Raw genomic sequence first — 11,773 nt, 5'->3', positions numbered from 1 at the left:
TAGCGATTGGCAGCACTCACGTCGGCTTTTGCACTGACCAACCGCTTTGCCGTCGCCAGATCGCCGTGGTGAGCGGCCCAGTGCAGCGCCGTCATGCCATCGTCCTGCTCCGCAAGGACCGAAGCGCCTTGCTGAAGTAGTGCGGCGATGCGAGGCTGATCTTGCCGCTCCACAGCATCGGCTAGTAACCTCTCCCCAACCCCATTAACCTCTCCCCTAACCCCTCTCCCGGGCGTTCGTACCTCACTGGGAAAGGGGAAATCCACCCTCGGACTCCCTCCTTTCCCAGCGAAGTATGAGCGCCCGGGAGAGGAGGGCTGGGGAGGAGAGGTCGGTCGGCCTTCGGTGCGTTTCATACCGCCAGCGGCGCGAAGAGCGCGTCCATCTTACCCGTGCTATCGCCGAACTTATCCAGGCGCACCCCGACTTTATCAAGCAGGGTCAGGTGCAGGTTCGCCAGCGGCGTGGGTTTGTCGTACTTGATGTGTCGCCCGCCCTGCATCTTGCCTGCGGCTCCTCCGGCCACGATAATCGGCAGGTTCTGATGGTCGTGGATATTGGGGTTGCCCATTCCACTGCCGTAGAGAACCAGCGAGTTGTCTAAGAGCGAGCCCTCGCCCTCTTTTGTGGCTTTCAAGCGCTCCAGATAGTAGGCAAACAGCGAGACATGAAACTGGTTGATCTTGGCCATCTGCGCGATCTTGGCCGGGTCGTTGCCGTGATGGGTGAGGGGGTGGTGCGCCTCGGGAACCCCAACCTCAGGGTAGGTTCGGTTGCTGGTCTCGCGCGCCAGCTGGAAGGTGACCACGCGGGTGATATCGCCCTGGAGCGCCAGCACCTGGAGATCGAACATGAGCTTGGCATGGTCGGCGTAGGCAGCAGGAACCCCGACGGGGCGGTCCAGATCGGGTAGGGCACTTTGCCGGGAATCGCCCTCGGCTCGCTGAATCCGTAGCTCGACCTCACGGATGCTCTCCAGATAGCCACTCACACGGGCACGGTCGGCGGGGCCGAGCTGGCGCTTGAGGCGGTTGAAATCCTCGCTCACCGCATCGAGCAGGCTGGCACGCTTCTTCAGTGCCGCGCGGCGCTCGGCAAGGCTCCCGCCCTCGCCAAACAGGCGCTCAAAGACAATCCGCGGGTGCGCCTCGGCGGGTAGCGGCGTTGTGGGCGACGACCACGAGAGGCAGTTCTGGTAGACACAGGCAAAGCCATTGTCGCACTGCCCGACGGTCGACATCAGATCCATTGAGAGCTCCAGCGACGGCAGCTGTGTTTCTTTGCCCAGCTGCTTGGCCGCGATCTGATCCACGGTCGTGCCTAGATAGTAGTCGGTGCTCTCGGTGTGCTTGGCCTTGGCAGCGCTCAGAAAGGCGGAGTTCGACGACGAGTGCGTGCCAGGGTAGGCGTTGAGCAGCTCCAGATTGGAGATCACGCAGACATCGTTCTTGAGTTTCTCCAGAGCGCTCAGCGTGGGCGAGAGCCGATCCAGCCGCGTGGCATCGGGCGGTGTCCAGCGCGTGATGTCCGAGCCCATGGGCATGAAGACAAACCCGAGGCGGCGCAGGCGTGCGGGGTCGGCGGGGGTTGCGGCCAGAGCCGTCAGGGGGGCCACCATTGCGTCCAGCAGCGGCAGCGCCAGCGTGGCTCCTGCACCGCGCAGCAGCTCCCGGCGGGGCAAGGTTCGTTTGGTGATAATCATGGTGTTTTCCTCATTCGAAAGGGGGCACTACTCGCGATTCCCACGATAAACGACGAGAACCGGTAGTTATCTATTTTGGCTTGGCGAACGACGCCTCGAACCGCAGGGGCATCGTTTTCGTCCACGACACGCCCTAGCCCGAACATCAAAAGGCGCTCGGTCAGCGTGCGAACAAAGAGCTCCGGGTGCTTGCGAAGTGCCTGCTCCAGCCCGGTCACCCCAGTAAACTCGCTCCCATCGGGCATACCACCGGCGGCGTTGATCTTGATACCCGCTTCCAGCTCCCGCCAGCGCCCAATCGCGTCGTAGTTCTCCAGCGAGAAACCAACCGGGTCCATCCGGCTGTGGCAGCCAAAGCAAGCGGGGTTGGCACGGTGCTCGGCGAGGCGCTCACGCACGGTTAGATTGGCCGCCACGGTGTTGTCTTTCAGCGCGGGTATGTTGTCAGGGGGCGGGGGCGGCGGCACGCCCAGCAGGTTCTCCAGCACCCACTTGCCACGGATCACGGGAGAGGTGCGCGTGGCGTAGGACGTGACGGTCAAGATGCTCCCTTGGCGCAGGAGCCCGCCCCGCTGACGGTTGCTCTCTGGGAGCGTAACCCGGCGGAAGCGGCTGCCGTAGACGTAGGGAATGCCGTAGTGCTTGGCGAGGCGCTCGTTGAGATACGTGTAGTTGGTGCTCAGCAGGTCCAGCACGCTACGATCCTCGCGCAGAATGCTCTCAAAAAACAGTTCCGTCTCCTGGCGAAACGCCTGCCGCAGGTTGTCATCGAAGTCGGGGAAGAGGCGCAGGTCAGGGGTCGCCGAGTCGAGGTTGCGCAGCTGGAGCCACTGGGAGGCGAAGCTCGTGACCAGCGTCTTGGCGCGTGGATCAGCTAGCATGCGTAGCACCTGCGCCTTCAGCACCTCAGGACGGCTGAGCTGCTTGCGTTCCGCGAGGTCGAGGAGTGTGTCATCGGGGATGCTGCTCCAAAGGAAAAACGAGAGGCGGGAGGCAAGCTCGGTGTCGCTGATGGTGTAGGCGGTCTTGGGCGCGACACCTGCGGGGTCTTGCTCGATGTGAAACAGAAAGTTCGGGGAGGCGAGAACCGCGCTGAGTGACATCTCAATCGCACTCTCAAACGTCCCCTCGGTGCGGGCCTGCTGGAAGAGCTTCAGCGGCGTCTTCAAGTCTTCCGCCGTCACCGGGCGCCGATATGCACGGCGCATGAGCTGCGAGAGAATCCGCCGAGCACACGCCTCTTCCTCACCAGAGTTTTTGGGGCGAGAGCTAAAGATTCGGCGACGGCTAGGCGTGTCCTCTTGCTCTTTTGCCGCATACGGCCCGGTGATCGAGACCTGGTAGACGGCGGGGGAGAGACGTGGGTGCCGGTGGAGGTTGAAGTGGGCCTGGTAGGGCTGGCGCTTGGTCTCCTGGAGCGCGGACGGCTTCTTCACAAACGTCACGCCCAGCTGGTGCGATCCCGCCGTCACTGTGATGCGCTGCTTCAGGTGCTGGTCCACCTGCGTATGGCCTTCGTCACCGCGTGGCGGGCGGATCGTGAACAACCCACGCCGCTCGCGGTCTAAAAGCAACTCCAGCTCATGGGGTTCCCGTAGCCCCTCGACTTCTTCGTTGCGATCCCGGCTCAACCGAACGGAGATCTCGTACTCGCCGGTGAGCGGGAACGTGTAGGGAATAAGCGCCCCACCCCGCGTGCCAATCGGCAAGCCCGGAACGTGCTCCTCCTGCGTGCGGTCGGCGGGAAGACGAATTGTGTCACCGCCGGGAGTGCGTCCCGGCGAGCCCACGGCTAGGCGACTGATCTTCTGCGCCGCCGTGAGATAGCGATCCATCAGGGTGGGAGAGAGATCACCGACAGCGACATTATCAAATTTATTGCTGGCAGCCTCGCGGGGCAGGAGCGCGGCTCCGTCAATCTCCAGCGCCAGAAGATCGCGAATGGCGTTTTGATACTCCGTCTGGTTCAAGCGCCGGAAGGTCTCCGTGCGCCCCGGCTCGGGATGCGCGACAGCGGCCCGATCCAGCGCACTCTCCAGTGTGGCAGTGACGGCCTCATAGGTGCGCTCATCAGGTCGTTTTTGATCCAATGGCGGCATCTGCCGGGCACGAAGCTGGCGAACGACGCGCTCCCAGACCTCGGGGTTCTTGTCTACGGCTTGCTTGCTGATCGCATCTAGTGCCAGCCCCCCCGATTTATTGGTGCCACTATGACAAGCCACACAATTTTGCTGTACAAACGGTGCCAGCACAACCGGCGAGGCAGGCTGACGCACCGCCTGCTGGGTCGCACGCGACGTGCCGCCAAGCGCGCCAACGAGAAGCAGAACCGGCATCAGCCCCGCGAGCCAGCTCCTGAAACAACAACGTTCATCTTGCACTGATCTATTATGCCTGAAGAGGAGAAATATCTCAATGCCGCCGGTTGAAAACGGTGGGTATGGAAGTGATACGTTTTATAATAGGAGTACGATCTGATGGAGCCACTGCGTGCTGGCTGTACCGACCACGCGATTTTGGAGCATGTCGCCGCGGCTATCGCTCAAAAGCCCCAACAGAGTGACTTTGAGGGACGGCTCTCCCATGTCTCAGATCGGGGGGTAGGGCTCCTACGAGAGGAGCCCTTTGAGAGTGAGAATCCCGATTCCCAGGATGGTCACAATCGCCATGTCAATGATCCAGCGGCGCTTTGCGGGGTGGCGGGAGTCGGCGCGATCTAGCCAAGGCAGCACCAGCATCCCCACGATCATCCCCATGGGGATAAAGAACGTCCCGACAGATTCAAGCTGTGGTGGCAAGAGCTTGAGCAGCTCGTAGAGACCTAGGAAGTACCACTCGGGCTTGGGGGTAAAGTCCACCCGTGCCGAGTTGGCCACCGGCCCCAGCTCGGGCTTTGCGAGATAGGCGAGCAACAGGAGCCAGCCAATCGCCACCAGAAGCACGACTGCATCGCGGAAGAGCTGGGTTGGGTAGAACTTGACAGGCTTGCCTTTCTGCTTGGTCACGGGGCCGGAGATATGCAGCCGCCGCACAAGATAGAGGTGCCCCGCCGTGAGTGCCATCAGGGCCATCGGGAGCGCCATGATGTGGATTGCATAGAAGCGGGTCAGGGTTAGCGCCCCCACTTCCTCACCGCCACGCACGAGCACTAAAAGCAGCGGCCCGATGATCGGAACCGTCTCCACCATGCGCGTCCCCACGACCGTTGCCCAGTAGGCTTTCTGGTCCCAGGGCAGTAGATAGCCCGTGAACGAGAACGCCAGCATAATCCCGAAGATCAGGACGCCCACGACCCAGGTTAGCTCGCGCGGCTTCTTGTAGGTGCCCCAGAAGAACGTCCTCAGGATGTGCAGCACGATCACCACAACCAGAAAGCTGGAGCCGTAGTGGTGGATGCCGCGCACGATCGAGCCCATCCAGGCCTTGTCGTTGATGTAGCTCACGCTCTGGTGGGCATGGTCGGGGCTAGGGACATAGTAGAGTGTGAGCATGAAGCCACTGACGAACTGAAAGACAAGTAGCGTTAGCAGCAGGTTGCCTAGTGTCTGCCACCAGCCCACCCCGGCGGGCATGGGCTCGTCTAGATTCTTCTGGACAAAGCCGTACCAGCCGGTGCGTAGGTTCAGCCAGTCGCCCAGCGATGGCCGGTCACGGTGCAGGTCGTCGTGCGGCGTTTTGTGAAAGATTCCCATGGTGCTATGCCTTTCTTACCCAGATGCGCCCGCCCTCGGTGCGCGTCGGGACTTTCGTCAGCCCACGCGGGGGAGGGCCCGAGACCCGCTCACCGTCGCTGTCGAAGACGCCTCCGTGGCAGGGACAGATATAGCGGTCGCGCTTTTTCTTGTACTCCACATGGCACCCCAGGTGCGGGCACGACGGATCGTAGGCGACGAGGCGCGAGCCTTTGCGGCTGACATAGACACTGGCATTGCGAACCGACTTCATGTAGCCGTCGTCCACCAGCATCTCAAACGTGACGTATTTTGTTTCTCCCTCGGCGAGTGCACCGTCATCCAGGACAGCGATCCAGTCCCCCACGGCGTGCTTTCGCCGGATGGGGTCTACCAGAAACGCGACCGCAGGAATCGCGATGGCTGCCGCCAACCCTGCGTTGATCAAGCCGATCAGAGTCACCATCACCTTGCGGCGAGTGGGAGTCTCAGGGTCAGGTTCGTGGTTGTAGTGTGGTTCCATAAACGGCCTCCTTGAGCTTACGGGTAGTAGCGAATCGTAAAGTTATCCGCCTTGTCGGGAGCGACCTCACGGAGCAGCCCGGCGACAATGCGCTCTGACTTATGGTGCCGCCCGGGCGAGGGCTCGCGCTCAAAGCCCAGGCCAATTCCTGCCTTGGTCACGGCCTCGGTAAGACGTGTCATGGCGATGAGCGCGGGCACAACAAAGGCGTGGGCGAAGCGGGTGAAGGGAGCTGAGAGGAGCAGGGTGGCAACCAGAACTAAGTGAACAAGATAGGTTGGCAGAATCCAGAGATTCGCCCCAACCAGCCCAAAGAGCTCTGTGAGAAACCCCGTGATCAGCGCGAGGGTCATCAGGTTCACAAAAGAATAGTCGCGCCCTAGGGTCATCCCATTGTCAATGTAGGCATCCTTGCGGTAGCGCATGCGGACATAGACAAGTCCCAGCAAGAGAATCACCCCCGACAGATTGGCCACGATCTTAAGCGGGTGGCTCTGGCCCAGGTCTGCTCGGGTCGGGTTGAAAACGGACATCAGAAAGTCCGTCGCTCCCAGCCCGATAAAACCGTAGAGCATCAGGCCGTGCATTGCCCAGAGGTGCTTGCTCTTGCGCCAGAGCGAGCGGACAAAAAGCCCCTCAATAATCAAGGCGTGGAGGGCTGTGCTTAGGGTGCGACCCCAGCCCAGCTTTCCAAAATACGGCCAGAGGCGCTGAAGCCCCGCGCAGTCTAGCCAGTAGAACAGCACCTTGAGACCTAACAAGAGTGAGGTGATCCCAATCACCGCGAAGGCTTTTCCCACATTGACGGTTGTCAGAAGCCCCGCAATCTTAAACGAGATCGGTACCTGGGACTCGTCGCGAGGCGCATTCTTGGAAAAGGCATAGATTCCCTGCAGCTCGTCATCGGGGAGATCCTTAAGCGCGGTTGCGGGCATCATGCCTTTGCCGTGACGTACAAACTGCGAGAACTTAGTATAGTCCAGCTTGGTCTGTGCCAGAGGCGGGCCCATGCCGCCCATGGCTGTGTTGCCGTGGCAGCCCGCACAGCTCGATGAGATCCAAGCCTCCTGATCATCAGGGTCTTGTGCCCGCGCCGTCCCAACCGCTAGGCAGAACCCAATCAGGAAAAACGTGAGAATCTTAGTCGCCGCGTCTTTCAGAACGGCCAAGCCGGTGTAGGGCTCCGTGATAGGCTCTGGCTCTGCCGCGCCACCCAGTGTGCGCACTTCCTGCTCGGCCATTGGCCCAAGATAGAGATTGGCAGGCTCGGTACCACACTCGGGAAGAAGATGAAACGCCTCCCGGCCGGTGAGAGCCTCCTGGTTAACGATATACTCCGAGATCTCGCTCTCCGGATCTTCCAGATCGCCAAAGATACGGGCATGGGTGGGACAGGCCACCACACACGCCGGATTCAGCCCCTGATCCACGCGCTGAGCGCAGAACGTGCACTTGCGGGCGACGTTTTCTTTGAGCCGTGGCTTGACATAATCCCGCTCGTAGGCCCGGTCCTCAGGCAGATACCAAGTGTCTTTTTCGTTGAGGATAATATTGCCGTAGGGACAGGCAGAGACGCACGCGCCCGTGCCCCGGCAGCGCTCTTGGTCAATCAGCACAATTCCATCGTCGCGCTTGTAGATCGCTTTATTGGGGCAGGCTTTCAGGCAGGCAGGGTTCTCACAGTGGTTGCAGAGCACCGGGAGATAGAGTCGCTGGACATCCGGGTAGGTGCCTGCCTCCACGTTCAGAACCCGCGCAAAGAAGACATCCGCTGGGGTGCCGTTCTCCTGCTTGCAGGCGAGCGTACACGCATCGCAGCCAATGCAGCGGGTGAGATCAATCAGCATCGAGAGACGAGCCATCTGTCAGTCCTCCACTTTCTTGACATCCACACGGGTGTCTTTCCAGTGCTGCCCCGGCGCGTAGACCGCTGGGAGGTAGTAGGCCTCGTGGGTCGGTTTGATGCGCTGGTGGGTATGCACGCCGTGGTACTTGCCCTTGCCTAAGTAACGATCCCACCAGCCGTGATCCACGCAGACCACACCGGGCTTTATCGTCTCCGTGAGCAGAGCCCAGACCCGGTAGCTGCCGTTGGTGTTGAAGATCTCCACCGGGTCGCCATCGCGGATGCCACGCTTGAGGGCATCGCGCGGGTTGAGCTCCACGACGGGCTTGCGGTTGAGGTTGATTAGCAGCGGGTTGTTGGAGTGGGTCGAGTGCACCCGCCACTTGGAGTGCGGGGTGACGATCGAGAGCGGGAGCGCCTGGTCTTCGTCGGAGAGGTGCTCAAAGGTTGGCCTCCAGTGCGGCAGGGTCTCCCCAAGCTGCTGGTAGATCGGCTCCTCCTTGTAGAACTCCATCCGGCCCGTCTTGAGAAACTCCCGCTGCTGCTCCACTTTAAAGGGCAGGGCGCGGGGCGGGAACGGGACTTTATGCAGGAGCTGGTCGTCGAGGCCGATCTCCGGGTCGTGGACATTGAGGCGTACGGGGCCTTGCTGGAGCTTCTCCAGGGTGATTCCCTCGGTCTCCTTGCCCGCCGTCTTGAGCAGCAGCTCGATTACCTCCAGCTCCGTCATGTCAAAGTAGCGTGCTTTTTCGGGGTCAATCCGTTTGAGTAGCTCGCGCACCATCCAGAACTCGCTCTTGCTGTCGTACTGGGGTGACACCACGGGCTGCTGGAGCTGCAAGTACGGGTGACAGCCCGTGCCCACGAGATCGTGCTTCTCCCAGAACGTCGGGGCCGGGAGCACCACATCGGCGTAGTCGCAGGTCGGGCTCATCGAGAAGTCAACAGCCACAAAGAGCTCCAGCTTGTCAATCGCGTCTTTGAACGGCCCGGAGAACTCGGTCACCAGCGGGTTGGCGTGGGAGACAAAGAGTGCCTTGAAGCCACTTTTCGGGTACTTGATCTTCGGGTGAATCGTCTCCGTGGGGCCGCCCATGACGAAGTAGTGCATCGGGACAAGGTTCGGGCGCTTGCCATCGGGGTACCAGAAACCGCTGATATCAATGCGGAAGTGGTGTTGGCCGGAGTAGATCGAGACCCCGGAGCCCGCCGTGCCGTACTGCCCCGCGAGCGCCGAGAGCAGCAGGATCGAGCGGATCGTCAGGTCGCCGTGGAGTCGGTGGTTGATCCCCATCCCGATAAGAATAATGCCCGGCTTGGTCGTGGCGTACTCGCGGGCCACCTGCCGAATGGTCGCGGCGGGAATATCACAGAGCGGCGCGACGGTCTCTGGTTTATAGGCATCGCGCATCACGAGGTCTTCGAGCAGCTCATAGACGGGCGTGACTTTGACGGGCTTGTCGTCAATGGTGACGGTGCGGCTTCCGCGAAACGCCGGTTTGACCGCCTCGGGTAGCTCAAGCGTCTCGGTAGGCAGGACAAAAAAGTCGGCGGTGCCCTCGTCCCAGACCACGAACTCGTTCTCACCGCCGCGCCCCAGATCACCGGCCCGCAGGCGCATCCCGTCATCGTCGCGGATCAGCGTGGAGAGATCGGTGAAGGTGCGCAGGAACTCCCAGTCCACCAGCCCTTCCTCGATAATCGTGTGGCACATCGCCAGCGCCAGAGCGCCATCGGTGCCGGGATGCACGGGGAGCCAGAGGTCCGAGCCCTTGGCGGTCTGGGAGCAGCGCGGGTCAATGCTCACGATCTTGCAGCCGTTTTTCTGCTTAGCCTCAGTGGTCAGAAAGTGCGCGTCGGGGATTCGGGTCTGGAAGATATTGGCCGACCAGAGAAGCGCGTACTTGGCGTGGCCCCAGCTCTTGGTCTCGCACTCGATACTATCAATGCCCAGGGTCTGGGTGAAGCCCATGGCAATATCGCCGTTGTAGTCGTAGGCGGTGGCAAACGACATTCCCAGTAGCGCCGCCATGCGTATCTGGGCACCTTTCTGGACATAGCTCGTGCCCACTACTTGGTTAAAGAGCAGCATGGACTCCGGCCCATAGGCATCGCTCAGGCGCGTCATCTCTCCCGCTAAGTGATCCAGCACCTCGTCCCAGGTCACCTCCCGCCACTGCCCCGAGCCGCGCGGCCCGCTTCGAATCCGGGGGCGCTGGATGCGATCCGGGCCGTAGATCAGGTGGGTCATGGACATTCCACGCAGGCAGCCACGCGGGTTGTACTCCGCACATGGGTAGTCCGCGGCAGGCTTCAGATCCACGATCACATCATTGACCACGGTTGCGTTCCAGCCGCAAGCCCCCGTGCAGTTAGGGCTGTCCGTCGTGCGGATAATCTTCGCTTCCCCCTGCAATGGGGGGGATGGGCTTCGTCCAGGAACCGCGTACCGTGTTGCCATTTCTTGCCTCCTTCGATAAGAAAATCGGATAAACTTATCCTGTTTTATAAGCATTACTTTCTCCTCTGGCCTCCCCTAAACGGCATATTTATCCCTCGCTCTTACCCGGTATTAAAGATTCTCCTAGAGACACGTACAATCCGCCGATTCGGGGATTTCCTCTCTCCCATAAAATTGGATAATCTCATCCAGATATGCAAGATGTTTTTATCGTGGATCCAGCACGGTGCATTGGTTGCCAAGCCTGTGTTCAAGCCTGTGGAGAGTGTGGCACGCACCGGGGGGTCTCGATGATCCACCTGGAGTATCTCCAGCGGGAGGAGACGGTTCAGACAACACCGCAGGTCTGTATGCACTGCGAAGACCCAACCTGCGCCCGTGTCTGTCCTGCGGATGCGATCAAGCAGACTCCTGATGGTGTGGTGCAGACCTCGCTCAAGCCTCGCTGCGTGGGGTGCAGCAACTGCGTCCTAGCCTGCCCTTTTGGTGTGCCCAAGTACGACGCCCCCGTGGATCAGATGATGAAGTGCGACATGTGCTACGACCGGACATCAGTGGGGAAGAAGCCCATGTGCGCCACTGTCTGCCCGTCGGAGGCGCTCTATTTTGGCCCTCTCGACACCTGGCAGAAGCGGCGGCGTGGGAAGGCGATCAATGAGTTTCGCTTTGGCAAGCAGGTCGTCAAGACCCAGGTGTACTTAGTAATCCCCGACGACAAGCCAGAGCGCCTGGAAGTTGGGCTGGTGCCCCTCCAGAACTGGATGAAGAAAGACAAGGACAACGCAAGATGAGCTGTGGCGGAAACTGCGAGAACTGCAAGAGCAAAGAGGCAGCTCCCGAGGAAAAATGGCGAGAGGACTTCCCCGTGGAGTGGGCGGCGGATAACTATGTCACGCGCCGGGACTTCACCCGCTTTCTGATCCTCACCAGCGGCGCGACATTCTTGGGCAACGGCTACTTTGTCGCAAAAAATGCCCTCACCCCCCGCGCCGAGTCCGGGCCGATCGTCAAGATCGCCACCCAAACAGAGCTCCCCATTGGAGGCGTCAAGCTCTTTCGTTACCCCACCGAGGCCGACCCGGCGATGCTGATCCGCTTGGCTGAGGAGCGCTTCGTCGCCTTCCGCCAGCGCTGCACCCACCTGTCCTGCCCGGTGCACTTCAACGCGGAGAAGACCCAGCTGGACTGCCCCTGCCACAACGGGACATTCGATGCCCGCACGGGACGGGTTCTCGGTGGGCCACCCCCACGTCCGCTGCCCCGAATTGCTTTAAAAATCGAAAATGGCGAGATATTCGCCGCTGGGCTGGCAAGCCAGGACGAGGCGGAAGGATGAAAAAACGCGTCTGGTGGCAGCGGCGAGCACAGGCGCTGGTGATGCTCCTCTGCCTCGTCCTAGCCCTTTTTCTGATCCAGCTCTGGCTCATCACGCTCGCGCTGGAGGATCACCTCGCGGAGCACTCAGCGCTCGCGATCCCCACGTTTCTCGCCTCAGGTGGTTGCTTTCTTGTCAACCTAATGCTCCTGCGCTACATCCACGACCTCGACCACCGCCGCGAGGAGGGATAAG

General features: G+C 61.0%; 10 protein-coding genes. 3 read left to right on the top strand and 7 right to left on the bottom strand.

Going from position 1 to position 11,773, the window contains the following annotated elements; translation table 11 throughout:
- From RMO15_RS33150 to RMO15_RS01930, 7 genes are all read right to left on the bottom strand, one after another.
- Positions 1-356: ankyrin repeat domain-containing protein (locus RMO15_RS33150; protein WP_369016063.1), on the bottom strand; the 356-nt coding region annotated here is incomplete at its 3' end.
- Complete coding sequence (locus RMO15_RS01955) at positions 353-1,702, bottom strand: DUF1552 domain-containing protein (RefSeq protein WP_309707305.1); 1,350 nt, start codon at positions 1,700-1,702, stop codon at positions 353-355. The genes RMO15_RS33150 and RMO15_RS01955, both read right to left, overlap by 4 nt.
- Complete coding sequence (locus RMO15_RS01950; protein WP_309707303.1) at positions 1,699-4,083, bottom strand: DUF1592 domain-containing protein; 2,385 nt, start codon at positions 4,081-4,083, stop codon at positions 1,699-1,701. The genes RMO15_RS01955 and RMO15_RS01950 overlap by 4 nt, the downstream gene beginning before the upstream one ends.
- A gap of 228 nt (positions 4,084-4,311) precedes the next feature.
- Entirely contained in the window at positions 4,312-5,394 is a 1,083-nt protein-coding gene (locus RMO15_RS01945) for a cytochrome b N-terminal domain-containing protein (protein ID WP_309707302.1), read from the bottom strand.
- Between the two features lie 4 nt (positions 5,395-5,398).
- A complete protein-coding gene (locus RMO15_RS01940) occupies positions 5,399-5,896 on the bottom strand; it encodes a Rieske (2Fe-2S) protein (RefSeq protein ID WP_309707301.1) in 498 nt (165 codons plus the stop codon).
- Between the two features lie 17 nt (positions 5,897-5,913).
- On the bottom strand, positions 5,914-7,758 hold the full coding sequence (locus tag RMO15_RS01935; RefSeq protein WP_309707300.1) for a 4Fe-4S dicluster domain-containing protein: 1,845 nt from the start codon (positions 7,756-7,758) through the stop codon (positions 5,914-5,916).
- A gap of 3 nt (positions 7,759-7,761) precedes the next feature.
- Positions 7,762-10,203 (bottom strand): molybdopterin-dependent oxidoreductase, encoded by a 2,442-nt coding sequence (locus RMO15_RS01930; protein ID WP_309707298.1) that lies wholly within the window; start codon positions 10,201-10,203, stop codon positions 7,762-7,764.
- 194 nt (positions 10,204-10,397) lie between these two features.
- On the opposite strand from RMO15_RS01930, the gene RMO15_RS01925 reads away from it, so the two are divergent.
- From RMO15_RS01925 to RMO15_RS01915, 3 genes are read left to right on the top strand one after another with little or no spacing between them, the layout of a single operon-like run.
- Positions 10,398-10,994, top strand: a complete 597-nt coding sequence (locus RMO15_RS01925; protein WP_309707297.1) for a 4Fe-4S dicluster domain-containing protein — start codon at positions 10,398-10,400, stop codon at positions 10,992-10,994.
- Positions 10,991-11,539 (top strand): Rieske 2Fe-2S domain-containing protein, encoded by a 549-nt coding sequence (locus RMO15_RS01920; RefSeq protein WP_309707295.1) that lies wholly within the window; start codon positions 10,991-10,993, stop codon positions 11,537-11,539. The genes RMO15_RS01925 and RMO15_RS01920 overlap by 4 nt, the downstream gene beginning before the upstream one ends.
- Positions 11,536-11,772 (top strand): DUF6755 family protein, encoded by a 237-nt coding sequence (locus tag RMO15_RS01915; protein ID WP_309707293.1) that lies wholly within the window; start codon positions 11,536-11,538, stop codon positions 11,770-11,772. Before RMO15_RS01920 ends, RMO15_RS01915 begins: the two co-directional genes overlap by 4 nt.
- Position 11,773: the final 1 nt, after the last annotated feature.

Origin of the sequence: Armatimonas sp. (assembly GCF_031410135.1) — a bacterium.
Taxonomy (GTDB): domain Bacteria; phylum Armatimonadota; class Armatimonadia; order Armatimonadales; family Armatimonadaceae; genus Armatimonas.
The sequence above is the reverse complement of the archived record's forward strand: the minus strand, read 5'-3'. Positions and strand labels throughout refer to the sequence as shown.